This window comes from Nocardioides sp. NPDC127514 (assembly GCF_040302125.1).
Lineage (GTDB): Bacteria > Actinomycetota > Actinomycetes > Propionibacteriales > Nocardioidaceae > Nocardioides.
The window spans coordinates 1-26113 of the sequence record NZ_JBEORF010000037.1 but is presented as its reverse complement, the minus strand read 5'-3'; the positions used below and the strand labels follow the sequence as shown (position 1 = coordinate 26113).

General features: G+C 68.5%; 29 protein-coding genes. 19 read left to right on the top strand and 10 right to left on the bottom strand.

Going from position 1 to position 26113, the window contains the following annotated elements:
- Positions 1-27 precede the first annotated feature (27 nt).
- Positions 28-900 (top strand): alpha/beta fold hydrolase, encoded by an 873-nt coding sequence (locus ABTX24_RS25495; protein WP_350843574.1) that lies wholly within the window; start codon positions 28-30, stop codon positions 898-900.
- Between the two features lie 159 nt (positions 901-1059).
- Here ABTX24_RS25495 and mftR read toward each other — a convergent pair whose 3' ends face one another.
- Positions 1060-1671, bottom strand: a complete 612-nt coding sequence (mftR, locus tag ABTX24_RS25490) for a mycofactocin system transcriptional regulator MftR (RefSeq protein ID WP_350843572.1) — start codon at positions 1669-1671, stop codon at positions 1060-1062.
- 130 nt (positions 1672-1801) lie between these two features.
- Between mftR and mftA the strand changes: the two genes are divergently transcribed.
- The 7 genes from mftA to mftF are packed head-to-tail and all read left to right on the top strand — an operon-like array spanning position 1802 to position 7557.
- Positions 1802-1900, top strand: a complete 99-nt coding sequence (gene mftA / locus ABTX24_RS25485; protein WP_350843570.1) for a mycofactocin precursor MftA — start codon at positions 1802-1804, stop codon at positions 1898-1900.
- Positions 1900-2169, top strand: a complete 270-nt coding sequence (gene mftB, locus ABTX24_RS25480) for a mycofactocin biosynthesis chaperone MftB (protein ID WP_350843568.1) — start codon at positions 1900-1902, stop codon at positions 2167-2169. The genes mftA and mftB overlap by 1 nt, the downstream gene beginning before the upstream one ends.
- Positions 2170-2179: 10 nt before the next feature.
- Complete coding sequence (gene mftC, locus ABTX24_RS25475) at positions 2180-3391, top strand: mycofactocin radical SAM maturase (RefSeq protein WP_350843566.1); 1212 nt, start codon at positions 2180-2182, stop codon at positions 3389-3391.
- 29 nt (positions 3392-3420) lie between these two features.
- Positions 3421-4674, top strand: a complete 1254-nt coding sequence (gene mftD / locus ABTX24_RS25470; RefSeq protein WP_350843564.1) for a pre-mycofactocin synthase MftD — start codon at positions 3421-3423, stop codon at positions 4672-4674.
- Positions 4671-5342, top strand: a complete 672-nt coding sequence (gene mftE, locus ABTX24_RS25465) for a mycofactocin biosynthesis peptidyl-dipeptidase MftE (RefSeq protein WP_350843562.1) — start codon at positions 4671-4673, stop codon at positions 5340-5342. Before mftD ends, mftE begins: the two co-directional genes overlap by 4 nt.
- Before the next feature lie 11 nt (positions 5343-5353).
- On the top strand, positions 5354-6148 hold the full coding sequence (locus ABTX24_RS25460; protein ID WP_350843560.1) for a mycofactocin-coupled SDR family oxidoreductase: 795 nt from the start codon (positions 5354-5356) through the stop codon (positions 6146-6148).
- Between the two features lie 11 nt (positions 6149-6159).
- Positions 6160-7557 carry a mycofactocin biosynthesis glycosyltransferase MftF gene (gene mftF, locus ABTX24_RS25455; RefSeq protein WP_350843558.1) on the top strand — a complete coding sequence of 466 codons (1398 nt, stop codon included), beginning with the start codon at positions 6160-6162 and terminating at the stop codon, positions 7555-7557.
- Positions 7558-7747: 190 nt separating this feature from the next.
- Here the strand turns inward: mftF and ABTX24_RS25450 are convergent, their stop codons facing one another.
- The 6 genes from ABTX24_RS25450 to ABTX24_RS25425 form a co-directional block, all read right to left on the bottom strand.
- Positions 7748-7996 (bottom strand): zinc-binding dehydrogenase, encoded by a 249-nt coding sequence (locus ABTX24_RS25450; RefSeq protein ID WP_350843556.1) that lies wholly within the window; start codon positions 7994-7996, stop codon positions 7748-7750.
- 548 nt (positions 7997-8544) lie between these two features.
- The gene (mhpA, locus tag ABTX24_RS25445) at positions 8545-10080 is read right to left on the bottom strand and encodes a bifunctional 3-(3-hydroxy-phenyl)propionate/3-hydroxycinnamic acid hydroxylase MhpA (protein ID WP_350843555.1); all 1536 of its coding nucleotides are present in this window, start codon (positions 10078-10080) and stop codon (positions 8545-8547) included.
- On the bottom strand, positions 10077-10427 hold the full coding sequence (locus ABTX24_RS25440) for a DoxX family protein (RefSeq protein ID WP_350843553.1): 351 nt from the start codon (positions 10425-10427) through the stop codon (positions 10077-10079). Before ABTX24_RS25440 ends, mhpA begins: the two co-directional genes overlap by 4 nt.
- Before the next feature lie 8 nt (positions 10428-10435).
- Positions 10436-12355 carry an acyl-CoA synthetase gene (locus ABTX24_RS25435; protein ID WP_350843551.1) on the bottom strand — a complete coding sequence of 640 codons (1920 nt, stop codon included), beginning with the start codon at positions 12353-12355 and terminating at the stop codon, positions 10436-10438.
- Positions 12352-13287, bottom strand: coding sequence for a fumarylacetoacetate hydrolase family protein (locus ABTX24_RS25430; protein ID WP_350843549.1), 936 nt, complete (start codon positions 13285-13287; stop codon positions 12352-12354). The genes ABTX24_RS25435 and ABTX24_RS25430 overlap by 4 nt, the downstream gene beginning before the upstream one ends.
- On the bottom strand, positions 13284-14417 hold the full coding sequence (locus tag ABTX24_RS25425; protein WP_350843547.1) for a VOC family protein: 1134 nt from the start codon (positions 14415-14417) through the stop codon (positions 13284-13286). Before ABTX24_RS25425 ends, ABTX24_RS25430 begins: the two co-directional genes overlap by 4 nt.
- Positions 14418-14649: 232 nt before the next feature.
- Here ABTX24_RS25425 and ABTX24_RS25420 point away from each other — a divergent pair, with 232 nt between their 5' ends.
- Genes ABTX24_RS25420 through ABTX24_RS25410 form a run of 3 tightly spaced genes read left to right on the top strand, consistent with a single transcriptional unit; the run spans position 14650 to position 17725 of the window.
- Positions 14650-15258 carry a hypothetical protein gene (locus ABTX24_RS25420; RefSeq protein WP_350843545.1) on the top strand — a complete coding sequence of 203 codons (609 nt, stop codon included), beginning with the start codon at positions 14650-14652 and terminating at the stop codon, positions 15256-15258.
- A 12-nt stretch (positions 15259-15270) separates the two neighbouring features.
- Complete coding sequence (locus tag ABTX24_RS25415; RefSeq protein ID WP_350843543.1) at positions 15271-16614, top strand: Dyp-type peroxidase; 1344 nt, start codon at positions 15271-15273, stop codon at positions 16612-16614.
- Positions 16615-16627: 13 nt separating this feature from the next.
- Positions 16628-17725: a catalase family protein gene (locus tag ABTX24_RS25410; protein ID WP_350843542.1), complete on the top strand. Its 1098-nt coding sequence runs from the start codon at positions 16628-16630 to the stop codon at positions 17723-17725.
- Between the two features lie 29 nt (positions 17726-17754).
- On the opposite strand, the gene ABTX24_RS25405 is transcribed toward ABTX24_RS25410, so the two are convergent.
- A complete protein-coding gene (locus tag ABTX24_RS25405; RefSeq protein WP_350843540.1) occupies positions 17755-18429 on the bottom strand; it encodes a TetR/AcrR family transcriptional regulator in 675 nt (224 codons plus the stop codon).
- Positions 18430-18953: 524 nt separating this feature from the next.
- On the opposite strand from ABTX24_RS25405, the gene ABTX24_RS25400 reads away from it, so the two are divergent.
- The 4 genes from ABTX24_RS25400 (at position 18954) to ABTX24_RS25385 (ending at position 21073) form a co-directional block, all read left to right on the top strand.
- Positions 18954-19475, top strand: coding sequence for a PadR family transcriptional regulator (locus tag ABTX24_RS25400; RefSeq protein ID WP_350843538.1), 522 nt, complete (start codon positions 18954-18956; stop codon positions 19473-19475).
- On the top strand, positions 19472-20461 hold the full coding sequence (locus ABTX24_RS25395) for a zinc-binding dehydrogenase (RefSeq protein WP_350843536.1): 990 nt from the start codon (positions 19472-19474) through the stop codon (positions 20459-20461). The genes ABTX24_RS25400 and ABTX24_RS25395 overlap by 4 nt, the downstream gene beginning before the upstream one ends.
- 98 nt (positions 20462-20559) lie before the next feature.
- Positions 20560-20712 (top strand): hypothetical protein, encoded by a 153-nt coding sequence (locus tag ABTX24_RS25390; protein ID WP_350843534.1) that lies wholly within the window; start codon positions 20560-20562, stop codon positions 20710-20712.
- Between the two features lie 19 nt (positions 20713-20731).
- A complete protein-coding gene (locus ABTX24_RS25385) occupies positions 20732-21073 on the top strand; it encodes a hypothetical protein (RefSeq protein WP_160023009.1) in 342 nt (113 codons plus the stop codon).
- A 17-nt stretch (positions 21074-21090) separates the two neighbouring features.
- Here ABTX24_RS25385 and ABTX24_RS25380 read toward each other — a convergent pair whose 3' ends face one another.
- Complete coding sequence (locus ABTX24_RS25380; RefSeq protein ID WP_160023011.1) at positions 21091-21714, bottom strand: class I SAM-dependent methyltransferase; 624 nt, start codon at positions 21712-21714, stop codon at positions 21091-21093.
- A 6-nt stretch (positions 21715-21720) separates the two neighbouring features.
- Positions 21721-22347, bottom strand: a complete 627-nt coding sequence (locus ABTX24_RS25375) for a GNAT family N-acetyltransferase (RefSeq protein WP_160023013.1) — start codon at positions 22345-22347, stop codon at positions 21721-21723.
- A 143-nt stretch (positions 22348-22490) separates the two neighbouring features.
- Between ABTX24_RS25375 and dop the strand changes: the two genes are divergently transcribed.
- The 4 genes from dop to prcA all read left to right on the top strand — a co-directional run bounded on the left by dop (position 22491) and on the right by prcA (position 26007).
- Entirely contained in the window at positions 22491-24002 is a 1512-nt protein-coding gene (dop, locus tag ABTX24_RS25370) for a depupylase/deamidase Dop (RefSeq protein ID WP_160023015.1), read from the top strand.
- Between the two features lie 116 nt (positions 24003-24118).
- The gene (locus ABTX24_RS25365) at positions 24119-24316 is read left to right on the top strand and encodes a ubiquitin-like protein Pup (RefSeq protein ID WP_008356645.1); all 198 of its coding nucleotides are present in this window, start codon (positions 24119-24121) and stop codon (positions 24314-24316) included.
- A 3-nt stretch (positions 24317-24319) separates the two neighbouring features.
- Positions 24320-25156 carry a proteasome subunit beta gene (prcB, locus tag ABTX24_RS25360; RefSeq protein WP_350843531.1) on the top strand — a complete coding sequence of 279 codons (837 nt, stop codon included), beginning with the start codon at positions 24320-24322 and terminating at the stop codon, positions 25154-25156.
- On the top strand, positions 25153-26007 hold the full coding sequence (gene prcA, locus ABTX24_RS25355; RefSeq protein WP_160023019.1) for a proteasome subunit alpha: 855 nt from the start codon (positions 25153-25155) through the stop codon (positions 26005-26007). Before prcB ends, prcA begins: the two co-directional genes overlap by 4 nt.
- Positions 26008-26113: the final 106 nt, after the last annotated feature.

Genomic DNA, 26113 nt, shown 5'->3' with positions numbered 1-26113 from the left:
GTGCGGAACTACGGGAGAGTGTGAGTCATGTTCGATGACTTCCGCCGGGAGGCGGTCCGCACCGCGATCACCATCAACACGGTCGTCGGCGGCAGTGGCAGTCCCGTGCTGCTCCTGCACGGCTATCCGCAGAACCTCTCGATGTGGGCACAGGTAGCCCCAGCCCTTGCTGCCGACCACACCGTGGTCTGCGCAGATCTGCGTGGCTACGGCGACTCGGACAAGCCCGTCCAGGACGAGGACCTGGCCAACTACAGCTTCCGCCAGATGGCCCAGGATCAGGTCGATGTCATGCGGACCCTGGGCTTCGAGCGGTTCCATGTGGTCGGCCACGACCGCGGCGCACGGACCGCGCATCGTATGGCCCTCGACCACCCCGAGGCTGTGCGGTCGCTCGCACTGCTGGACATCGCACCCACCTACGACATGTTCCAGCGCGTCGACGCGGCCATGGCAAAGGCGTACTGGCACTGGTACTTCCTGCAGCAGCCGGCGGCATACCCCGAGGAGATCATCGCGGCCAACCCCGACTACTTCTTCGAGGGCTGCCTGACTGGCTGGGGAGCGATGGAGCTGAGTGACTTCGACCCCGAACAGCTCGCGTCCTACCGTCGATCCTGGCGTGATCGCGACTTCATCTTCGGCAGCGGCGCCGACTACCGTGCCGCAGGCGAGGTCGATGTGCGCCTGGACGAGGCCGATCTCCACCGCAAGGTCGACTGCCCGGCTCTGGTGCTCTGGGGCGAGCGAGGAATCGCTCGGCTCATCGACATGGAGCAAGTGTGGTCCGCCCGGTTGTCACGGATGCGAACAGCGACTCTGCCCAGCGGACACTTCTTCGTCGACCAGTTCCCCGCAGAAACCACCCGACTCCTCCGCAGCTTCCTCGCCTCCGTCTGACACGCCCTGGGTGAGGGCGTTCGTGTCGTGGCGGATCCCGGGCAACGGCATCGACGCCACCATGGTGTTTCTGTGGGTGATGCTGGTTTCGCGATCTAAGTGTGCGCAAACAAGCCACAGCGACGCACTCCGTCGCTGCGGCTCTGTGGCACGCAGGTGTCAGTTTGCGAGGTGCGAGCGCAGGTGGGCCATCGTGGCGTCGAGCAGGTCGGGGAGCGAGGCGTCCTCGTCGGCGAGCCATGCCTGATAGGAGGTCAGGGCGAGGGCGAGGGAGACCTGGCCGATGGTCTGGGGGAGGAGGTCGTCGGGGCGGAGGCCGGTGCGCTCGGCGACGTATCTGGCGATGACCTCGCGCCAGCTGGCGTAGCGGAGCACGGAGTGAGCCTGGAGCGCCGGGGTGGTCAGGATCAGGCGCATCCGGTCGCGGTGGCTGGGGCTGGCGTCGGCGGGGAAGTCGTTGAAGGCGAGTACGCCGCGGTGGACCGCCTCGTGCAGCGGGAGGTCGGCAGGCATGGAGCGCAGGATCTCGCGGAAGGCGTCGAGGGTGCGGTCGAACTGTCCCCAGGGGATGTCGTTCTTGGAGGGGTAGTAGCGGGTGATGGTGCGCCTGCCGACTCCGATCGCCTCGCCGATGTCGTCGAGGGTGGTGGCCTCGAAGCCCCTGGTCACGAAGAGCTGGAAGGCAGCCTGCTCGATCTCCGCGTGCGTGGTGGCGGCGGGGCGTCCGCGGAGCGAGCTGCGCCGCGTCGCGGGGGCGGGGCTGGTCGGCATTCGTCCGAATCTATCAGCAGCCTCAGTCGCGCCGTAGGCAAAAGAGTTGCCGGTTCTGGCGAACCCCTATCTTTTTGACCTTGAGTGTCATTAATGTGTCGTACGTCACCCGAGATGAAGGAGAGCTGTCATGAATCCTGAAGAGAACACCCAGGTAGTGGACGAGGCCATGACCGAGGAGTCGCTGATCGAAGAGGTCTCGATCGACGGCATGTGCGGCGTCTACTGATGCTCGTCACGCTGGAGAGCGCGTGGGCGCTGTCGCCGTCGGTCGCGTTGCGGCCCGAGCCGTTCGGGGCGCTGGCTTACCACTTCGGGAACCGGAAGCTGACCTTCCTCAAGCGTCCCGAGCTGGTGGCGGTGGTGCGTGCCCTGGGGTCGCACCCGGATGTGCGTGGTGCGCTCGTGGCATCGGGAGTGCCGGAGGGCCAGCACGCTGCGTACGTCGCTGCGCTCTCCGGCCTGGCCCGGACCGACATGATCCGTCCCGTGGCGTGAGGAGACTGTGATGAAGCTGGTGGAGCACTTCGAGCTCGGCCTGGATGCGCCGATCTGTCTGACCTGGGAGCTGACCTACGCGTGCAACCTGGAGTGTGCGCACTGCCTCTCGAGCAGCGGCCGGCGCGACCCGCGCGAGCTGACCACCGAGCAGTGCGAGGCGGTGATCGACGAGCTGCAGCGGATGCAGGTCTTCTACGTGAACATCGGCGGTGGCGAGCCGACCGTACGTTCCGACTTCTGGCACCTGGTCGAATATGCCGTCGCCCACGACGTCGGGGTGAAGTTCTCGACCAACGGCGTCCGGCTCACCCCGGAGCGGGCGCGGTGGCTGGCGGGCAGCGACTATGTGGACGTACAGATCTCGCTCGACGGCGCCACCGCCGAGGTCAACGACCGGGTGCGGGGGACGGGGTCCTACGACACCGCGATCACCGCGCTGCGCAACCTGCACGAGGCGGGGTTCGGTGACGCCAAGGTGAGCGTGGTCTGCACCCGCGAGAACATCGGGCAGCTCGACGAGTTCAAGGCGATCGCCGACCGGTTCGGGGCGACGCTGCGGCTGACCCGGCTGCGTCCCTCGGGCCGCGGGGCGGATGTGTGGGACGAGCTCCATCCGCTGCCCGAGCAGCAGCGGGAGCTGTACGAATGGCTTGTCGCCAACGGAGACAATGTGCTGACCGGTGACTCCTTCTTCCACCTGGCCGCCTTCGGGCCCGCGGACGGCAGCGGTGCGCTGCCTGGTCTGAACCTGTGCGGCGCCGGCCGGGTGGTGTGCCTGATCGACCCCGTCGGGGATGTCTACGCCTGTCCGTTCGCGATCCATGACCAGTTCCTGGCCGGCAACCTGCTCACCGACGGCGGCTTCGAGAGCGTGTGGAAGACCTCGGCACTCTTCCAGGAGCTGCGGGAGCCGCAGACCGGTGGCGCCTGCTCGGGTTGTGCCCACTACGACTCCTGCCGCGGTGGCTGCATGGCCGCGAAGTTCTTCACTGGACTGCCGCTGGACGGGCCGGACCCCGAGTGTGTCCAGGGCTATGGCGAGTCCGCGCTCGCCGGTGCCCGGACCATTCCCGCGGTCGGCCAGGACCACTCCCGCAGCGCCCCAAGCCGCAACGCGCCGGTGCTGCTGACGCTCTCCCGACGGCGTCCGGACTCCGACCTCGCCCCGCCGGTGAGTGCTTGCGCCGAGTCGCCGCTGGCCGGCTTCGCCCCGAACTGAACCCTCTGAAGACAGAAGCGAGATCAGACATGCCCTGGAAGAATCCCTGGAAGCAGAACCCGTGGTTCGAGTCCGTCGCGGTGGCGCAGGAGCGTGCCCGCAAGCGGCTGCCGAAGCCGGTGTACGCCGCGCTGCTGGCCGGCTCGGAGCGTGGCCAGACGATCGCGGACAACCAGCAGGCGTTCGCCGACCTCGGGCTGGCGCCGCACGTGGCCGGCCATCACGACAAGCGCGAGCTGGCGACCTCGGTGCTGGGCCAGGAGATCGGGTTCCCGGTGATCATCTCGCCCACCGGCGTACAGGCCGTCCATCCCGACGGTGAGGTCGCGGTCGCGCGGGCGGCGGCGGCGCGGGGCACGGTGATGGGGCTGTCCAACTTCGCCTCGAAGTCGGTCGAGGAGGTCGTGGCGGCCAACGCGGCGACGTTCTTCCAGATGTACTGGACCGGTGACCGGGATGTGATGATCCGCCGGATGTGCCGGGCGCACGCCGCCGGGGCGAAGGCGCTGATCGCCACCCTGGACTGGTCCTTCTCCATGGGCCGTGACTGGGGCAGCCCGGAGATCCCCGAGAAGGTCGACCTCTCCGCGATGCTCCGGTTCGCGCCCCAGGTGATGAGCCGGGGGAGATGGCTGGCGGCGTACGCCCGCAGCGGCGGCATCCCGGACCTGACCGCCCCCAACCTGGCGCCGATCGCCGACGACGGCAGCCTGGGGGAGCCGCCCACGTTCTTCGGTGCCTACTACGAGTGGATGACCACGCCGCCCCCGTCGTGGGACGACGTCGCCTGGATGGTGAGCACCTGGAAGGACCTGACTGCCGACAATTCTGGTCAGGGCAAGCCGTTCATGCTCAAGGGCGTTTGCCGGGTCGACGACGCACTGCGCGCGGTCGACGCGGGCGTGGACGCGATCTCGGTCTCCAACCACGGCGGCAACAACCTCGACGGCACCCCGGCCACCATCCGGGTGCTGCCCCCGATCGCCACCGCGGTGGGCGACCAGATCGAGGTGCTCCTCGACGGTGGCGTACGCCGCGGCTCCGACGTCGCCAAGGCGCTCGCCCTGGGCGCGCGTGCGGTGATGGTCGGCCGTGCCTACCTGTGGGGCCTGGGCGCCAACGGCCAGGCCGGCGTCGAGAACGTCCTCGACATCCTCCGCAACGGCCTCGACTCCGCGGTCCTGGGCATGGGCAAGGCCTCCATCCACGACCTCACCCCGGAGGACCTGGTGATCCCCGACGGCTTCGAGCTCGCCCTGGGCCAACCATCGGACCGGCCGTGAGCCTGGTCGACCGCCCCTGGCCGGAGATCGTGCCGGGCGGCACGATCCTGGTGCCGGTGGGGTCCACCGAGCAGCACGGCCCCCACCTTCCCCTCGACGTCGACACGGTGATCGCGACCGCGGTGGCCGACGAGCTCGCCCCGCTCATCGGCGCCTCCGTCGCCCCGGCGGTGCCGATCGGTGCCAGCGGCGAGCACCAGTCGTTTCCCGGAACTATCTCGATCGGCACCGAGGCACTGACCAGCCTGCTCGTCGAGCTCGGCCGTTCACTGACCACCTGGGCTTCCCGGATCGTCTTCGTCAATGGGCACGGAGGAAATCTCGACGGACTCAAGGCCGCGGTCAGAATCCTCCGCGCTGAAGGTCGCGACGTCGCCTGGGTGCCCTGCCAGGTGCCGTACGCCGACCCGCACGCCGGGCTCACCGAGACCTCCCTGATGCTGCACTTGGCCCCTGAACGAGTACGCCTGAAGCGAGCCACGCCGGGCAGCACCCGCCCGCTGCGGGAGCTGCTTCCTCAGATGCGCTCCGGTGGGGTGGAGGCAGTTTCGGCCAACGGAGTCCTCGGCGACCCCACCGGCGCAAGTGCCGAAATCGGGAAACTGATTCTCACCGAGATGACCTTCGCCGCCTACGACCGCGTCAAGATCGGCGTCGCGGCGCGATGAAGACTGATGCGGTGGACGCAGACGAGGTGGGACGGGTGGCGCTGGTGACCGGTGCTGCGCGCGGGATCGGCGCGGCGACCGTGCGCGGTCTGGTGGCCGAGGGCGTACGCGTCGTGGCGCTCGACTGGTGCGCGGGTGAGGACTCTCCGGCCGGCTATCCGCAGGCCACGAAGGCCGACCTGGACACCCTGGTCGCCTCGCTCCCGCCCGGCTGGGTCGAGCCGGTCGTCGGTGACGTACGGGACCCGGCGGCGCTGACCGCCGCGGTGGACGCCGCGAGACAGAGGTGGGGGCGCGTCGACGTCGCCGTCGCAGGTGCGGCGGTGATCGCCGGCGGGCGCCCGCTGTGGGAGGACACCTCGCTCGACCTGCAGTGGCAGATCGACGTCGCCGGAGTCTGGAACACCGCCGCGGCCGCCGTCCCCGCGATGCTCGCCGGGCCCGACCCCAGCGGCTGCCGGTTCGTCGCGCTCGCCTCCGCCGCAGGATCGCGCGGACTGTTCCACCTCGCCGCCTACAACGCCGCGAAGCATGCCGTGATCGGCCTGGTGAGAGGCCTGGCCGCCGACCTGGCCGGCACGGGCGTGACCGCCTGCGCCGTCTCGCCGGGCTCCACCGACACCGCGATGCTCGCTGCGACCGCCGACCTCTACGAGGTCAGTCCGGACGACCTCGCCGCCCATCAGCTCCTACGCCGCCCGCTCATGCCCGACGAGGTCGCCGCGACCGTCGTCCACGCCTGCTCGCGTGCCGGGGCGGTGCTCAACGGCTCGGTCGTCGCCGCCGACGGAGGCTTCGGCGGATGACACTTCGGCGGATGAGGCTGCCGGATGGGTTCACGGTGCGGGTGCGCGATGACGTACGTCTCCTGCCCACGGCGGACGGTGGGTTGTCGCTGGTCGGCGGCTCCCCGTTGCGGTCCATGCGCCTGGCGTCCACGGCCGCCGACCGTGTGATCGGCAGGCAGGTGCGGGTCCACGATGCCACCACCGACCTCATTGCCCGCCGCCTGCTCGACGGCAACCTCGCCGACCCCGCGGGCCTGACGCCCGCCGACCCTGCCGACCTCACCGTCATCGTCCCGGCCCACGACCGACCCGAGCTCCTCGACCGCTGCCTGGCCGCGCTGAGCGGGCTCGGCGTCATCGTGGTCGACGACGCCTCCCGCGCCCCGGATGCCGTCGCGGAGGTCGTACGCCGCCACGGCGCCACCCTCCTCGCGCTGACCGACAACCGGGGACCTGCCGGCGCCCGCAACGCCGGGCTCGCGCGGGTCGCCACGACCTACGTCGCCTTCGTCGACTCCGACGTCACCGCGGCCCCGGAGGTGCTCGCGCAGCTGGCCGGTCATCTCGTGGACCCTCGGGTCGCGCTGGTGGGGCCGCTGGTGCGCGGGCACAGCGCCAAGGCGCGGCCGGCGTGGTTCGAACGCCACGACATGGCCGCCTCCTCGCTCTCCCTGGGCTCCAGAGCGTGCTCGGTACGTCCCGGCGCGGCGGTCGGCTGGCTGCCGTCGGCCTGCCTGGTCGCCCGCACCACGACCCTGCGAGCGGTCGGCGGGTTCGCCGGCGACCTGCGCGTGGGCGAGGACGTCGACCTGGTCTGGCGACTGGTCGAGGCCGGACACGTCGTCCGCTACGCGCCGGATCTCGTGGCCCTGCACGAGGTCCGCGGCACCGTACGCGGCTGGCTCGGCCGCAAGCTCGTCTACGGCACCGGCGGCGCCGAGCTCGGGCGCCGTCACGGCTCGGCGGTCGCCCCGGCCGTACTCTCCCCGGCGATGGCGGCGGCCGGAGCCGCGATCCTCGCCGGCCGCTGGTGGTCGGTACCCGCGGCTCTCGCCTCGCTGGTCTGGGGCAGCCGCGTCGTCTCGGAGGCTCTGCCCGACGTACCCGGCCGCCGTGGCCTCGCCTCGCGTCTGGCCGTCCGAGGACTCGGCTGGTCGCTGCGTCAGGAGTCGGCGCTCCTGCTGCGCCACTGGTGGCCGCTCACGCTGGTCGCCTGTCTGTTCAGCCGAACCGCACGCCGGATGGTGCTCGCCGCGCTCGTCGTCGACACCGCCGTCGCATTCCACGAGACCGACATCCGGCCCACGACCCTCATCGGCCGCCGCCTCGACGACCTCGCCTACGGTGCCGGACTCTGGCTCGGCGCCGCGAGATCCCGGTCCGCGCAGTGCCTCACCCCGCGCCTGGTGCGTCGGCCTCGGCGGTAGGCACCCCGGCGCGGAGGTCAGTCGGTGAGGAAGTCGGCGGCGACCGGGGCGAACTTCTCGTGGAACTGGAAGATCCCGCCATGACCGGAGTTGGGGTAGATGATCAGCTGGCTGGCCGGTCACGGTCGATGGTGCGTTCCTGGAGCCGCTTGATGAAGGCCTTCGCGGACGGGCTCGTTGCCGGGGATGCTCATCGGGTCACCACGATCTTTCCGTTGGCCTTGCCCTGGTCGAGGTACGTCATCGCTTCGGTTGTGTCGGCGAAGGGGAAGGTGCGGTCGAGGACCGGCTGGAGGATGCCGTCGTCGTAGAGCGCGGCGAGAGTCTTGAATTGGGTGCCGTTGGCTTCCATGAGGAGGAACGAGTAGCGCACGCCGAGCTTCTTGGCGCGGGATCGGATCTTGCGGCTCATCAGCGCCAGGACAGGCTTGAGGAGCATCGAACGCCCTTCCGAAACTTTGAGGTGCACAAGCACGCTAGAACTCTGAAGGAGTTGATCGAAGGGACGTAGCCGCCCTGTCGGCGTACACGACCGCCAAGATCGATCGCGAGACGTTTAGGGCCACCTCCGAGGGCCGGACGGAACCTGCGTGTGAGTGGCTGTGCCCCTGGGCTTCTTCGACGGGAGTCGCGCTTCGTCTCCAGGAGCTGTTGACGGTGTCAACACCACGCTGGGCTTCGGTACCTCTCCCACGATGTCCCCGGACCTGACGAGGCGCTCGAGTTGCCTCCATGCAGATCGTCTTCATCCGCACGCTCATCACCGGCAAGCAGGGCACCGAGCCCGGCCGTTCGATCGAGCAGGTCTCCAACACGGGTCAGTATCTGTAACCTGTGCCGACCGACCAATCGGCCCGCCACCTGCGAAAAGGTGGCGGGCCGATTGCCGTCTGCTGGTGATTTCGGTTGGCTCGACACGCTCTCGTCGCGCATGCCGCAACTCCCTAACCCGAGGCCCTTGAGTTCCCCGTGCCGGTGGACATCGTCCTACGAGGGCTTGGGGCAGAAGTTCGGGGTCGCGGCGCAGACGGCGGCCACGTCGCGACTGGCAAGCATGACCGCTCGATCTGGCCGCACCAACGCCGCGGTCATGCGGTTGTGCGTGAGCCAGTCGTGGAGTGGGGAGCCGGCGGGGGCCTCGACCGCGACCGCGCCCCGACTGGTCAGGAGCGACCGTTGAGAGGCGGTGAGGGGCTGCGCGGAGATGACCGCGAACCGGTGTCCGACGGTCTGGTCGAACCGACGGCCCTCGGAGGTGGCCGCGTTCGGTGCCAAACGCCCTGCTGGTGAGCGGCGAATCCTCGATCTCCTGACGAGTGCGGTACGCGCCAGTGCGGGGGTCTCGCTGTCCAGGATCTTGGAACGGATGCCCGGGATGTAGCGCAGGCGCGGGGCAAGGACGCGGCGAGCGGTGTCGCCTGCGCGGCCGCCCTGGGTCATCAGGACGCCCATGAGCTTGGCGATGCGGATCAGTGCACGAGCATGGGGTTTGCGCTCGGCCTCGTAGGTCTCCAGCACGCTCTCGGGGAGATCTCCGACCAGCACGCCGGCGATCTTCCAGCTGAGGTTCATCGCATCTCGGAGGCCTGCGCCCATTCCCTGGCCGATGAACGGCGGCGTCAGGTGAGCGGCGTCGCCCAGCACGAACACATTGCCATCGCGCCACCGGTCCGCGACCTGTGCGCGGAAGGTGTACTCCGCGACTCGGACGAGTTCCAGATAGGAGATGGCGGTGCCTTTCACCCAGGGCTGGATCATCGGAAGCAGCGCCTGGAGCGAGGCGAAGTCATCCGCGGTCTCTCCCGGTAGCAGCTGGAACTCCCACCTGTACCGGGTCTCGCCGATGCGCATGTATGTCGCGGCACGGGCGGCGTCGCAGACCTGGTGGACGCCTTCCCACTGGTCGAGGTCAGCCGAGGTGGCGACGTCCACGACGAGCCAGCGCTGCTCGAAGTGGAGGTCCTCCATCCGGGCTCCGATGGAGGTCCGCACCACGCTGTTCGCTCCGTCGCAGCCGAGGACGTACGTCGCCAGGACCGACTCGTGGGCGCCGGTGACCCGATCGGTGAAGTCGACGCGGGCACGGCCATGGCCGTCCTGGGTCACGTCGGTGACCTCGGCGTTGCCACGCACGGTGACGCTCGGCTGGTCCTTCAGGTTCGTGCGGAGCAGGTGCTCGAGGTCCGGCTGGTCGAACATGTTCGCGCGCGGATGCCCGTGGCGTCCTTGCTCGCCTCGCCGGTCGAACTCTGCCAGAACCCGGAGATGCCGGTTGACGAGCCGCAGACCGTGCGCCGGTCGCGAGATCGCGGCGAACTCGTCCTCCAACCCGAGTTCGGCGAGGATCCGGTAGATCTCGTCGTCCAGATGTACAGCGCGAGGCTGGGGGTAGACCCCGTCCCAGCGATCCAGCACGAGGCATCGGATTCCGTAGTGACCCAACAGTGTTGCGGCGGTGACGCCCGTCGGGCCTGCGCCGGCGATGACGACCGGGTAGGTCTCGGAAGGAGCTGTTGAGTTCATCGGAGGCTCCCCAGTCCGAATGCGAGGACTACGGTCAGGCAGCCGAGCACCAGAGCCGGGGCTGCTTCCTTGGGTCCGTCACCGGCGCGGATATGAACGAAGGTCGCTGCACCGAGAAGGAGGAACAGTCCGAGCGCGGCCGCGATGGGGATGAACCTCGAGGCTGGTCCCAGGAGCAGCCCTGCCGCACCCGTGATCTCGAGGGCACCGATGCCGCGGTAGGCGGCGACGCCGAATCCGACGTGGGCCGCTCGCTGAGCCATGGCGGGCAGAGCGAGCAGCTTGGCCGCGCCCAGCGCTGCGAAGACAGCGGCCAGGGCGACCGTGAGGATGGTCAGAGCAGTCATCGAGGTTCCTACGGTCGGTCGTGCATCTGAGAGAGGGGGAGGATCGCGGCGACGAGGCGCCAGGCGATGGGATATCGCCCGAGAGCGTCCTTGACGTGCGCTTCGTCGAGTCCGGTCGTGGTCTCGATCTCGGCGACCACACCGCCGTCCTCGACCAGCCCACGGACCTCGGCGACGCCGTCGACGCCGGCGAGGGCGGCCACGACCGCGTCGCGGGTCGCGTCAGCCCGCAGGGCGGGTTTGTAGGGCTTGCCGACGTCGGTGACCGGCATGGCCTCGAGGACGGTGACGGACTTGGGCGCGGCGGCCTGCTCGGCCACGTTGTCGCGTGCCCAGTCTCGTAATTCGGCGGTGGTCGCGGCGGCACCGGGCATCAACGTGACGAATGCGACGGGCACCTCGCCGGCGTGCACATCCGGTCTGCCGACCGCTTGCGCAGCCGTGACCTCAGGATGGGACAGCAGGGCGTCCTCGATGATGGCGGGGTCGATGTTGTGGCCCCCACGGATGATCAGGTCCTTGGCGCGGCCGGCCAGGTGGACGAAGCCTTCGGCGTCGATCCAGGCCAGGTCGCCGGTGTCGAGCCATCCGTCGCGGAGCTTGCCGAGGCCGTCGAGCAGGAGGCGCCCCTCACTGCTGCGGCCGGTGACATAGCCCGGGAAGACTGTCGGCCCCTTGATCGCCAGGATGCCGACGGTGCCGTCCGGCAGGTCGACCCACTCGCCACTCGGAGAGATCTCCACGGTCTTGACCTGCTGGTAGGGCAGTCGTTGCCCGACCGCCCCCGGACGAGGGGCGTACGGGAAGCTGCGGGCACTGGCGCAGGTGGCCTCGGTGAGTCCGTACCCCTCCACCAAAGCGACTCCCGTGTGGGTCTCGAAGCTCTCGCGTACGGCCGGCGGCAGGGGAGAGGCGCCTACCAACGCAAAGCGCAGGGAGGTGATGTCGGCGTCCACCGGGCACGCGGCCAGGACGGCATAGACGGTGGGCACCGAGCTCATGGCAGCGATCTGGTAGCGCTCGACCAGCCGCCAGAAGCACCCGTAGAGATTCACGTCGCGGTAGCCCTGCGGTCCGGCCCAAACGACGCGCTGCCCCTTGAAGAGTGGTGCCAGTACGGTCACGACCAAGGCGTTGACGTGGAACAACGGGAGCGCGGCGAACACGGTGCTGTCTTCGTCGAGCAGGCCGTTGGCCGCGATCATCCAGGCGTCCGAGACCTCGTTGGCGTGCGTGTGGGCGGCCAGTTTCGGAGTGCCGGTGGTCCCGCCCGTATGGAAGACGGCAGCCAGGTCGCCGCTGGTGGGCTCGACCCCCGCGAAGCCGAAGTCAGGTTCATCCTGAGCCAGTGCGGACAGGTACTCCAGACGTACGTCGCCGATCGCGGGAAGCGGCTCGGCCGGTCCATCGCCGGCGGTGGGTCGCAGCACCAGCAGGGCGTCCACTTCACCCTGGGACGCGATCTCGCAGGCCGTCTGCCACACACCTGGGTCGAGTTCGGGACCGGCGGCGATGAGTACCCGGGCGCCGGACTTGTTCAGGAGCTGCGTGATGTGGTCGGGGGAGAGTCCGGGGTTGATCGGGGCCGCGACGCCGGCAAGCTGCGCAGCGAGTGTCGCGGTGATGAGCTCGCCGCAGTTCGGAGACAGGAGCGCGACGGTATCGCCTCGGTCGATGCCGAGGCCGTGCAGCAGGTTGGCGACCTGATGCACATCCGCGAGAAGTTCTCGAAATGTCCGCTCGGAGGGCTGCTCCCATCGTGCGGCGTCGGGGAGGACGGACACGGCCACCCGGTCGGGCCAGAGAGAGGCTGCTCGGCTCAGGAGGGAGTAGGTGGACTCGGGCAGCCCGCGGCTGCTGAGAGCGACCGCCTCGATGGCGGTCAGGTCGCTGGGCGCGTCGTAGGTCGGCCAGAGCATGCTGTTCATCCGTGCTTCACCTCGGTGCGCTGCCGGCCCAGGTCAAGGGCGCCGTCGTCGGTCGCGATGGCGATCTCGATGACGTCGCCTTCCGCGAGGTACTTCGGGTTCTTGCCCTGTGCCTTGAAGAACATCCGCCACTTGGTCGCGGGTGGCAGCAAGGAGCCGATGATCTCGATCGGCTTCGGGGGTGCGCTGAGTGCGGTGCCGACGGGGGTGCCGGTGAGCAGGAGGTCACCGGGATCGAGGCGCTGGAAGAGGGACAGTGCCTGGAGCGCCTCGAGGGGGCTGTAGATCATGTCGGCGACGGTCATGTCCTGGCGTGGCTCGCCGTTGACCCACAGTCGCAGACGGAGGTCGGTGAACCGCTTCAGGTCGTCGGCTTCGAGCAGCAGCAGGGCCGGGCCGGTCGGGGTGAACGTGGGGTAGGACTTGGCCTCGAAGAACTGGGTCTTGGGCAGCTGTACGTCGCGTGCGGAGACGTCGTTGGTGATCACGAGGCCGGCGACAAAGTCTGCGAGGGTGTCTTCGGTGATCGTGGTGCCGACCGGCATCGAGCGGCCGATCACGATGCCGATCTCGGCCTCGTAGTCGAGCAGACCGACATGGGGCGGACGTACGACCTCGTCGTAGGGGCCACTGATCGATCCTGAGGTCTTGCGGAAGAAGGTGAGCGGGATGCTCGCCGGATTCATGCCCGCGTCCTTGACGTGGGAGGCGTAGTTGGTCATCTGCGCCACGACCCGGCACGGCACCGTCACCGGCGAGACCAGGTCGAGGTCCTCCACCGAGGCCGTGGCCGGCTGCGACAACGCCGCCACCACGGAGGCCCGGTCGGCCAGCAGGTCGGCGGTAGTGAGGGCTTCGGTCTCGACGCGGGTGGCGCCGTCGGCCTTCTGCACCCACCAGGCGTTGGCGGTTCGGAGTACGGAGATGGTCATGAGGAGGCAACTTTCAGGAGGCCGCGGAGGCGGGAGAGGTCGAACTCGTTGTCACCGCGCAGCGAGGTGAGCATCGAACCGAGTTCGCGGAAGGTGTCGGCGCGTCGGGGTGAGACACCCATGAAGTCGGCAGAAGCCGACGGGCCCCACTGGGCCAGGCCGGAGGCGGTCATCGGGGACCAGCCGGGCTCGAGGGTGTTGTCGAAGCGGTCCCCGTCGGTGAAGTGCTCGACGAGGAACCCGTCGGGGTCGCGCCAGTAGTCGAAGATCTGGCTGCCCTCGATGTGACGACCGATCCCCCATGACCGGAAGTAGCCCAGCGCGAGCAGGTGCTCTCCGCCCGCCGCGAGCGCATCCAGATCGGCGACCTGGTAGGCCGAGTGCACGTAGCGGTTGCGAGGCCCCAGCGTCATCGCCAGCGTGTGGTGATCGGCCGGCTCCGGACCGCGGTCGCATCGGATGAAGCTCATCGTGGGGCCACGGTCCCGCTGGCCCTCGAAGTACTTGAAGTCACTGACGATCAGGCCGAGGTGCCTCAGATACCAGTCGAGCGTCTCGAGGTACTTGGTGGTCTGAAGTACGACGTGGCCCAACCGCTCGACGCGGGCCGGCTCGCGCGCGGGCCGCTGGGTCCGGTTCACCCGCAGGGTCTGCTGGCCGGTGTTGATGGTCTGTGCTGGCTGACCAGGCAGGGCGGGATGCTCGTACAGGTCGGCCACCACCCGCACCCGGGCACCGCTCGGGTCGACCAGATCGACGCCAAGGCCCCCGAGGTTCTCCGGGAGCTGTGCGGCGCTCGAGCCCGCTGCCCCCGCGAGCCGCAGGACATCGGAGGCATCCGCCGCCTGGAAGGCCGCACCCAGGTACTTGGAAGGTCCCTTGCGCACGATGACGCAGGGTCCACCCGCCTCGGTGCCACGGAGGAGGAGCTCGTCTGCTGTGCGGGTCAGCGTGCTGAACCCGAACGCCTGGGCGAACCGCTCCGACGCCGCGAGGTCGGGCTTCTGGAACTCCAGCCAGGCGAGGTCGCGCACCTTGATCACCGGGTCGGCCGCCCGGCCCGGGTGCTCGCCGCGCAAGGCGCCTTGCTCACTGTGGAGGTCGTCGTGCGTGCCGTGATGGCCAGCCATCATCCACTCCCTTCATCTCAACTGAGACAATCGTCACTTACGAGCATATCCTCAGTCAAGACCTTGCTGACGAAATCGTCATTCGTGAAGTGGCGATACGGCCACATGCATTCGAGTGCCAGCGATATTGACTGTTTGTCGAAACCAGCAGGACTGACAAATTCGTCAGAGTTGGGGTACTGTCGTGGCACAGCCTCAGTTCGGGGCGCCATCCATCAACCGAGGGGGAACCATGAGTGACCGCGATCTCGAGAACCGATTCCAGGGTCTGCCGACCACCATCCGCGAGAAGGTCGACGCCGTCGTCGGCGACGCCAAGATCGCACTGAAGGTGCGTGTGGCCGAGCTGCTGGCCGACAAGGAGGAGATGGCCGAGCATGCGGTCACCTCAGCCGGCCGCGTCGGTGCCAAGAGCGGCGAGGTGTCAGAGCTGACGGCGATCATGCCGCTGAAGCCGGGTGGTGCTGAGAAGCTGCGCAAGTTCTTCGACCTCGTCGAGGGAAACCTGGCCGGCGCAGGCCAGGTCGGGACGCTGCACAACATGCGGTTCGTGTTCCTCGACAACGACACCAAGCTGCTCTTCGCCACTGCCTACGACGGTGAGTGGGACCCCTACATCGACGACTTCGCGACCAAGATCCCCGAGATGATGGACCACCTGTTCGGCAACGTCGAGGGTTGGCCCGGGATCCACTCGCCGGAGGTGAAGGACTTCATCGTCCAGTACCAGCTCCCGGCCGAAGCGTGGTTCGTAGCCCATCCCAGTCTCACGGTCGCCGGTGCCAAACGTCTGAAGCGACTCGACCGCACGGTGCAGAACTTCCTCACAGAGCTCAACTGACCCCGCGCGGCCATGGACCTGTTCCGCCGCCTGACCAAACAGCCGACGCTCGAACTGGACGACATCCAGGCGGCAGTCCTGCGAGCGCGGCCCGAGCCGTACTTCGGCACACACGCGATCCTGGAGATCACCGATGCCGCGGCCGGCAGGGAGCTCCTGCGGCGGCTGGCGCCGCGGATCACCTCCGCGGCGAGCTGGGACAAGCCCGTCCCGGCGTGGACCATCCTGGCGATCAGCTACACGGGGCTGAAGGCACTGGGGGTCTCCGAGGAGAGTCTGGCCTCGTTCCCTGCCAACTTCCGTGCCGGGATGGCAGCCCGCGCCGAGAGACTTCGCGACACCGAGCCCAACGCTCCGCAACACTGGGAGTTCCCCTTCGGTACCGGCCGCGCTCATCTTGCTGTCAGCGTCTACGCCGAGCGCAAGGAGGATTGGCAGGAGGCCGTCGCCGGCTACGAGCGCGAACTGGCCGGGGTGGCGGGGGTCGACCTCTTGTCGCACCAGGACTTCGGGGCCACCGGGTTCAACGTGTTCGGCTACCGCGACGGCTTCACACAGCCGGCGGTCGAAGGAAGCGGTGCGGAGACGATGCCCGGCGACGGGCGGCCGATCGCGCCGGGCGAGTTCGTGCTCGGCTATCCCAGTGAGACGGGCCGACCGCTGCCGATGCCGAGCCCGAGCGTCCTGGGGCGCAACGGCACGTACCTGGTCTTCCGGAAGTACCACTCCCACGTCGCGGCGTTCAATCGGTTCCTGCATGACAACGCCTGCACCGCCGAGGAGCGAGAGCTGCTCGCGGCGAAACTGGTGGGGCGATGGCGCAGCGGCGCCCCGCTCGCCCTCTCGCCGGACCGCGACGACCCGGCGCTCGGCGAGGATCCGAGACGGCAGAACCAGTTCAAGTACGCCGATGACCCACGCGGGCTGCGTACTCCGCTGGGATCGCACATTCGGCGCATGAACCCGCGCGACTCCAAGCTGGAGATCCTCAGTGACCTCAGGATTCGCCGGCTCATCCGTCGCAGCACGTCCTACGGCGACCCTGTCCCTGACGGAGAGGTGCGCGACGACGGGAGAAGCCGCGGCCTGGACTTCATCGCGCTCAGCGCACGGGCGATCGACACCGTCGAGTTCCTGCAGAGCGAGTGGGTCAACTCGGGCAACTTCGCCGGCCTCGACAAGGAGAAGGACCCGCTCATCTCCAACCAGGACAAGGGGGCGTACTTCACGGTTCCGGGCACGCCTCCGCGCCGTGTCCAGGGCATTCAGAGCTTCAACACGCTGCTGGGTGGGGAGTACCTCTTCATGCCCAGCCTGTCCGCCATCACCTGGCTGAGCCAGGAACCAACGGCTTGAACCGGAGATCATCATGACCGAACCCATCGGCTACGTCCGATACAGCGACGACCTCGAACAACCCTTCCCCGACGAGGAGGAACTGACCCGACAGGTCGTAGCAGCCATGCTCAAGGCCAACCAGCAGGTGGCCGCGAAGCACCGGCACGGCCTGCGCGATGCGCATGCCAAGAGCCACGGAGTGCTCGTGGGCGAGCTGCGCGTCCACGCGGACCTACCGGAGCACCTCGCACAGGGCCTGTTCGAGGCGCCGGCAACGTTCCCGATCGTGGTGCGCCTCTCGACCGCCCCCGGCGACCTCCGTTCGGATCAGGTCCCCGTCCAGCGCGGGTTCGCCATGAAGGTCCTCGGCGTGGCCGGGGACCGGGCCGTCGAGGATGGCTTCAGCACCCAGGACTTCCTCCTGGTCAACCACCCCACCCTCCCGTTCGGCACGATCGGGGAGTACGCCAAGCTGCAGAACCTCCTCGAGAGCCAGCCTCGACAGAGCGATCAACAGCTCAAGGTCCTCGGTGCGGGCGCGCGGGTCGCCGATGCCGTCCTGACACGCCTGCACCGGCCGATCCCGCCGGCCGTGGAGACCCTCGCGGCGCAGAACAACCACATCCTCGGCGAGACCTTCCACTCGATGGCGGCCATGCGCTACGGCGACCACGTCGCAAAGCTGTCGGTCGCACCGCGCTCGACCAACGTCAAGAACCTGACCGGGCAACCCGTGGACTCCGAGCTCGGCGAGTCCGCGCTGCGCGAGCTCGTCGGAGACTTCTTCGCTGAGCAGGGCGCCGAGTACGACCTGCGAGCCCAGCTGTGTGTGGACGTCGAGCGGATGCCGATCGAGGACGCCTCGGTGCTGTGGTCGGATGAGCTTTCGCCCCACCAGGTCGTGGCCACTGTGCACCTGCCGGCCCAGGATCCCTACAGCGACGCGAGGCGGCGCTACGCCGACGACGTGCTGTCGTTCAACCCGTGGCACGCACTGGCTGCGCACCGACCGCTGGGGTCGGTCATGCGGTCCCGCCGCAGCGCCTATCCGCACTCGAGCACCTTCCGTCACGACTACAACGGCGTGACCAAGCAGGAGCCGGTCAGCATCGACGAGATCCCCGCCTGACCGCGGGGCTCAGCCGCCTAGCTACATCGCTAGGCGGCTGAGCCGTCCAGGGACACCGTGACCTCAGGCAATGGTCGGCTACAGATCTCGGCAGCCTCCTCGGCAGTCAGACCGAACGTCCGAAGCAGCGCTTCGGTCGTCTCGTCGGTGGTCGTCGCGTCGTCGCGCTCGGGGTGATCGTGCAGCAGTTGACCCAGTGCGAGCGCGGACCCTCCTGCCAGTACGAGCGCGATCTCGGGGTCGATCATGGTGAACCGCCCCGTCTCGACACCACGGGCGATGTCCCTCAGTGCACGCGGAGTCAGGCCCTGCTTCGAGGTGACCAGGCGAGCCCCCGTGGAGATCAGCACCTTGCTGAGCTCGGGGTAGGCGCGATGGAGCCGGCCCGTCAGGCGAAAACTCTGGGCGAAGGCTTCGGCAGCATCTTCGAGGTCTGCCGTCAGCTCATCCATGAGGGCGCCGTGGCGCTCCAGCGCATCGTCCACAGCAGCATCGAAGAGCTCCTCCTTGCTCTCGAAATGGTTGTAGAACGAGCCCATACCGACATCGGCAAGCTGAGTGATCTCGAGGATTGCGACGCTCGTGCGCCCCTGCGCGATCAGCTGCTGACCGGCACGAACCAGGCTCGCACGGGTGCGAGCCTTGCGCCGCTCGGTGCGCGACGCAGTGCCTCCATCCGCGGATGGTTTGTTCGTGTTCGGCATGATCGGCACTCCTCGCGACAATGAATCGAAAGTTCATTGTAGCAATGATCAGCAATTCTGAGAGTTTCGTCATTCATGGAGGCTGTGGTGTTGACCTCTCACCCGCGGGGGACGCCGCCTGCCCTGCCGAGAAGCAGATCAGGGGGTTTCTGTCATCCCTGCTCGCGGCTAAGCGACTCCGGTAGCAGGACGATCCTGCGGGCTCGTGAAGTGCGAGATACCCCCGGTCTCCCTGGAGCTTCTCTCTGTGTGCGAGGGACTTGAACCCGCCGTGACGTGGGAGTCGATCAGCTTCGTCTAGGGCCTAGGCGGGCGCGGCTCTTCGTCCCACGTTCTCCTCGGGAGCTGTTGACGGTGTCAACACCGGGGTGGAGTTCGAGCCTTTCCCGCGACCCCGTCATCGGCCCGCCACCTGCGCAAAGGGTGGCGGGCCGATTGCTGTCTGCTGGACACGCGAGCGCCGCCAGGTCGCCTCCGTCGAAGGGCTGCCCGACAATACCTCGAAACGAGGTATTGTCGGTGGCGTGAGCATCATCGACGTCATGGTCCTCGGCTTCCTGGCCGAAGGACCCCAGCACGGCTACGAGCTGCGCCGGAAGATCGAGCAGCTGTACGGCCACACCCGCCGCATCAGCGACGGCACGCTCTATCCGGCGACCGACCGACTCGACCGCAACGGCCATGTGGTCAAGAAGTCCGAGCCCGGGCGCGGCCGGGCCGGCCGACACACGCTCACCCTCACCGATGCAGGGCGGTCTCATCTGCTCGAAGCGATTCGCACCGCAGACGGCCACGACATCACCGACGCGAGCCGGTTCTTCGTCGTGCTCACCTTCCTGTCGCTGCTGCCGGACCGTACCGACCAGCATGCGGTCCTGCGCCGGCGACTGGAGTTCCTGGAGACGCCGGCGAGCTTCTTCTACGACGGCGACCGCCCGATCCGGGCCGAAGAGGTCGTCGACCCCTACCGTCGCGGGCTGCTGCTGACCGCCCGAGCCACCAGTGCCGCCGAGCGGGCCTGGATCAGAGAGGAGATCGACTCGTGAACTCGAGGGAGACCATGCGAGCTGTCGTGCTGGAGGCGCCCGGACCGGTGGAGGCCCTGCAGGTCCGGGACCTGCAGGTCCCGGAGCCAGAGCGGGGCTGGGTGCGGATCCGCGTCAAGGCGTTCGGGCTCAACCGCTCCGAGCTGCACACCCGTCTTGGCTTCGCCGGGGACTCGGTGACGTACCCACGGGTGCTGGGCATCGAGGCCACCGGCGTCGTGGATCTTGCGCCAGGCGGCGAGTTCGAGCCGGGGCAGCAGGTGATGACGATGATGGGTGGGATGGGACGTACGTTCGACGGCGGCTACGCCGAGTACACCTGCGTTCCCGCGAGACAGGTCATCCCGTTCCGGTCCGACCTCGACTGGGGGACGCTGGGGGCGGTGCCAGAGATGCTGCAGACGGCGTACGGCTCCTTGACCGTCGGCGTCGACATCGAGCCTGGTCAGAGTCTTCTCATCCGAGGCGGCACCTCGTCGGTCGGAATGGCGGCAGCGGTGCTCGCCAAGCGGAGCGGTGTCCGCGTTCTCGCCACGACCCGGAGTGCGGCCAAGGCCGAGTCGCTCGAGGCGATCGGGGTCGATGACGTCTTGGTCGACGACGGCGACGTCGCGGCCCAGGTGCGGCGGCTGCTTCCTGAAGGGGTCGATGGCGCGATCGAGCTGATCGGGACGCCGACACTGCCCGACACGCTGCGTTCCACCCGCGTCCACGGCACGGTGTGTTTCACCGGGATGCTCTCGAACATGTGGACCGTCGAGGAGTTCTACCCCATCGACTATCTCCCCACAGGTGTTCGCCTCACCGCCTACGCAGGTGAGGCCGAGAATCTCCCGGCCGACGTTCTTCAGGGCTTCCTCGACGACGTGGCGGCCGGTCATGCAGTGGTGCCGATCGACACGACGTACGACCTCGACAGGATCCGCGAGGCTCACCAGCGGATGGAGGATGGCGCGGCTCGTGGAAAGCTCGTCGTGGTCGTCTGACGGGCGCCGAACCTGTGGCGGGTGTATTCGGCTGCGGGCGGCGTCGCGCGGGGCTAGTGTTTGAGCGTTCGCGGTCCGGTGAGAATGGGGGGAGCCAGATGGCAGCGGAATTGCTGATCCTGGCTGGAGCGGTCGCGCTCGTCGCGGTCGTCGTCGTGGTCGCTGTCATAGCCCTCGTCGTGTTGCTGTCCGGTCGGGCCGAGCGAACCAACATTCAGCACAACGTCGGGGACATCGACCCCGGCATCTGATCCTCTAAGGTTGAACGACGTGGCAGACGAGATGGCGCGCAAGGACATCGAGGCAGGTCTGGAGACCCGCCATGAGCTGGGGGACGCGTTCGACGCCGAACTGGTAGCCGGCTTCGCCGACCGCATCGAGAAGACCGTCCAGGAGCGGGTGGGCGCCACCGCCGCCGCCCGCACCCTCGCCGAGCGCAACGAGTCGCGTACGTCGGTCTTCCAGTTCGTCCTGGGCGCAGGTTCGGCGGTCGCCGGCATCCCGATCAGCATCACCCTCGGCGTAACCGACAACCTCGGCGCCCTGGTGATCTCCTGGGTCGGCCTCGTCGGCGTCAACGTCGCTCACGCGCTGCGTACGCGCAAGCGCTGAGGGCTGGGCGGCGGTCTCTACGAAGGAACCGCGCGCCCGACCGAGAGATACCCCCACGGCCGCGAGAACGACGGCCCGGGGAGGTAGGACTGCTCCAAGCGGTCGAGGGTGAAGCCGGCGGCCTCGACGAGCCGCGGGATGTCGCGGGCGAGATGGCAGCCGCCGAAGAGACGCTGCTGGAGGCCGTCGAGGCGGTGCTGCCAGCGCGCGACGCCGGGGTCGGGGGAGAGGCCGTGCTCGACGAAGCCGATGGTGCCGCCGGGACGCAGGACGCGGCGCATCTCGGCCAGGGCGCCGGCGACGTCGGGGATGGTGCACAGCGAGAAGGTGACCAGCCCGGTGTCGACCGAGGCGTCGGCGAGCGGGAGGCGGGCGCCGTCGAGGCCGACGCGGCTCACCGGGACCGATGAGCCCGTACGGCGCGAGGCCGAGAGCTGCCAGGCGACGTCGGAGGGCTCGACGGCGACGATCTCGGTGACCTCGGAGGGATAGAGACCGATGTTGCCCCCGCTGCCGAAGCCGATCTCGACGACCTGGCCGCGGAGACCGTCACAGGCTTGCCGGCGCAGCGGCTCGAGCTGCTCGATCCCGCAGGTGCGGTCCACGATGTGTGGCACGACCCGCGATTCCCAGAGTCCCATGGGGGCTCACTCTTCCATCTCGCCGGTCCATTGGACACCGAGCAGCATCGAGTCCTCGCCCTCGACGAGCGTGGTGAAGCCGACCCGCCGGTAGAACCCGATCGCACGGGTGTTGCCGGCGGCGACGCCGAGGTGCGCACCGCGTACGCCGGCGACGTGGAAGGCGCCGAGCATCATCCCGATCAGCTCCTTGCCGACGCCCTGGCCCTGGGCGCGGGGGAGCAGGTTGATGTGCAGGTGTGCCGGGAACTCGCTGAGGATCTCGCCCAGCATCCGCGGCGGGCGGTGGATCTGGGAGCGGAGCCGGGCGTTCCAGTCGTTCCGGTCGTGATCGGGCCCCGGATCGGGGTTGACGACGCGGAGCGCGGGCCACCAGTCCTCCTCGCACTCCTTCTCGAAGGCGCGGGTGAACGGCGTGCCGACGACGTAGCCCACCACGCCCTCGGAGTCGACCGCCACGAACCCGAGCCCGAGACGCAGCACGATGTAGGGAGCGGCATAGACGTTCCCCAGCAACCGCGGGTCGTCGTAGAACTCGGTGGCGTCCTCGCCCGAGGCCCCGGTGAGCAGGCAGATCGAGTAGAGGTCGTCGAGGTCGTCGGCAGTGGCCCGCCGGATCTCAGGAGTTCCCATGGCCCAACCTCACCATGACCGCTGCCACGCTCCCTTCACTAGGTCTCCTCCTGGTGCCGCCCAGCCGAACAACGTCGGGCAACCTCAGCGTGGCGTGTGGATGCTCACGTGCCTTCGTGCACGTGGCCGGTAGCCTTGCAGGCATGAGCGTACGACGGGTGATGGGCACGGAGGTCGAATACGGAATTTCCGTGGCCGGACAGCCCCAGGCCAACCCGATGGTGGCGTCCTCGCAGGTCGTCAATGCGTACGCATCCTCGACTCTCAAGGCGAGGAGAGCGCGCTGGGACTTCGAGGAGGAGTCGCCGTTGCGCGACGCGCGCGGCTTCGACATGTCGCGGCAGGTGGCCGATCCCAGCCAGCTCACCGACGAGGATCTCGGGCTCGCCAACGTCATCCTCACCAACGGTGCCCGGCTCTACGTCGACCACGCCCACCCGGAGTTCTCCTGCCCCGAGGTGACCAACCCGCTGGACGCGGTGCGCTGGGACAAGGCCGGCGAGCAGGTGATGCTCGACGCCTCCCGCGCGGCCGCGCGGCTGCCGGGCAACCCGCAGATCCACCTCTACAAGAACAACACCGACAACAAGGGTGTCTCCTACGGTGCGCACGAGAACTTCCTCATGCGCCGCTCGACCGCGTTCGCCGACATCGTCAAGCACCTGACCCCGTTCTTCGTCTCCCGGCAGGTCTTCGCCGGCGCCGGGCGGGTCGGGATCGGTCAGGAGCGCCCCAAGCACGGCTTCCAGATCTCCCAGCGCGCCGACTTCTTCGAGGTCGAGGTCGGGCTGGAGACCACGCTCAAGCGGCCGATCATCAACACCCGCGACGAGCCCCACGCCGACCCGGAGAAGTACCGCCGCCTCCACGTGATCCTGGGCGACGCCAACCTCGCCGAGATCTCGACGTACCTCAAGGTCGGGAGTACGTCGCTGGTGCTCGCCATGATCGAGGACGGCTACATCACCCGTGACCTCAGTGTCGACGGCCCGGTCTCGGCGCTGCGCGCGGTCTCTCACGACCCGTCGCTGAAGCAGCTGATCACGCTCAAGGACGGTCGCAAGCTGACCGGTGTCCAGCTGCAGATGGAGTATCTGGACCTGGCCAAGAAGTTCGTCGAGGAGCGCTACGGCTCCGACGCCGACTACCAGACCAAGGACGTCCTGGAGCGCTGGGAGTCGGTGCTCGACCGCCTCGAGCGCGACCCAATGGAGTGCGCCACCGAGCTCGACTGGGTGGCCAAGTACAAGCTCCTCCTCGGCTACCGCGACCGTGACGGCCTGGAGTGGGACGACCCCAAGCTCCACCTGATCGACCTGCAGTACGCCGACATCCGCCCCGAGAAGGGCCTCTACCACCGTCTCGTCCGCGCCGGGCGGATCCAGCGCCTGATGACCGACGACCTGGTGGAGAAGGCGATGCACGAGCCGCCGAGCGACACCCGGGCCTACTTCCGCGGCCGCTGCCTGGAGAAGTACTCCGAGAACGTCGCCGCGGCCAGCTGGGACTCGGTCATCTTCGACCTGCCCGGGCGCGAGTCGCTGCAGCGGGTGCCGACCATCGACCCGCTGCGCGGCACGAAGAAGCACGTCGGTGGCCTGCTCGACTCCTCCGAGACCGCCGTCGACCTGTTCAACCGGCTGACCGGTTCCTGAGCGTCGATCGCGACTCGTGCCACATCTCGGCCCAACGTTCGACTTCTGCTTCCTCCCGTAGCGAAATCGGGCATTGTTTCCTCAGGTTTGTCGGTGCTAGTGGATAGGTTGAAGACATGGCACAGGAGCAGAAGCAGCCGAAGAAGTCCTCCGAGACGGAGGAGTCCGTCGAGACCGCGCCCGAGACCGATGTGAATGAGCGCAAGGAAGCGCTTGACTCCGACGTCGACGACATCCTGGACGAGATCGACGACGTCCTGGAGACCAACGCCGAGGACTTCGTGAAGTCCTTCATCCAGAAGGGCGGGCAGTAGTAGATGTCCGAATCCCGTATCCCGGCTGCCTACATGACGCCGGGCACCTCGTCCTTTGCCGATTTCCTGACGGCTCAGTCCCCGGAGCTGCTCCCGCGACGCGACGCGGCCGCGGGCAGTCTGAGCGACATCGCCCCACACGGCACCACGATCGTCGCGGCCACCTTCCCCGGTGGCGTGATCATCGCCGGTGACCGGCGGGCGACGCAGGGCAACCTGATCGCCGAGCGCGACATGCGCAAGGTCTTCCCGTCCGACGAATACTCCGCGGTCGGCATCGCCGGCTCCGCGGGGCTCGCGGTCGAGCTGGTCAAGCTCTTCCAGACCGAGCTGGAGCACTACGAGAAGATCGAGGGCACCACGCTCTCGATCGAGGGCAAGGCCAGCCGGCTCTCCGCCCTGGTGCGGGGCAACCTCCCGATGGCCATGCAGGGCCTGGTGGTGGTGCCGCTCTTCGTCGGGTTCGACCCTGATTCCGGCAAGGGGAAGATCTATGGGTACGACCCGACCGGCGGCCGCTACGAGCAGACCGGATACTCCGGCGTCGGGTCCGGCTCGCTGTTCGCCAAGGGCGCCCTCAAGAAGCTCTACCGGCCCGACCTCGACGAGGCCACCCTGGTCGCGGTGCTGGTCCAGGCGCTCTACGACGCCGCCGACGACGACTCGGCCACCGGCGGCCCGGACCTGTCCCGCAAGCTGTTCCCGCTGGTCCACGTGATCACCGCCGACGGCGGGCGCACGCTGCCCGACGCCGAGGTCGCGGCGGTTGCCGAGGCCGTCATCACCGGGAGGCTGCAGCGGCCCGACGGTCCCATCGCCGAGCTGGAGGGTGGCCGATGAGCACTCCGTTCTATGTCTCTCCCGAGCAGCTGATGCGCGACCGCGCGGACTTCGCGCGCAAGGGCATCTCCCGGGGTCGGGCGCTGGTCTCGCTGCAGTACGCCGACGGCATCGTGTTCGCCTCCGAGAACCCCTCGGCGGCCCTGCACAAGGTGAGCGAGATCTATGACCGGATCGCCTTCGCGGCGGTCGGGCGCTACAACGAGTTCGAGAACCTCCGCATCGCCGGGGTGCGGCTGGCCGACATGCGCGGCTACGCCTACGACCGGCGCGACGTCACCGGGCGCGGCCTGGCCAACGCCTATGCGCAGACCCTCGGCACGATCTTCTCCTCGGGCGGGGAGAAGCCCTACGAGGTCGAGCTGTTCGTCGGTGAGATCGGTGACTCCGCCGAGGACGACCAGCTCTACCGGCTCACCTACGACGGCCAGGTCGTCGACGAGCACGGGTTCGCCGCCATCGGTGGTGCCGCCGAGGCCGTGGGTGGCTACCTCAAGGAGCGCTACACCGAGGGCGCCTCGCTCGAGGACGCCATCAAGCTGGCGGTCGCCGCGCTCGGCCACACCGACACCGACGACCGCGAGATCGCCGCCAAGGACCTCGAGGTCGCGGTTCTCGACCGCAACCGCACCCAGCCGCGCAAGTTCCGCAGGATCCGGCCGGCGACGCTGCTCGAGATCCTCGGCTCGGCCGTCGCAACCCCAGAGGTCGAGCCGGCCAAGCCGGCCGCCGTCGAGCCGCCCGCCGACAAGCCGGCGGAGAAGCCGGCTGAGAAGCCGGTCAGCGACGCGCCGCTCGCTCCGCCGCCCGACGACGACGGAGAGCCGCCGATCGCCCCGCCGCTCGACTGAGCCCAGAAGCCGGGGAGTCTCAGGCGCACCCGGTGCGCCTGAGACTCCTCGGCGCTGGTGCTGCGCAGCCTCACGATCGGGGCCTGGCTCCCTGGTCTGAACCGAA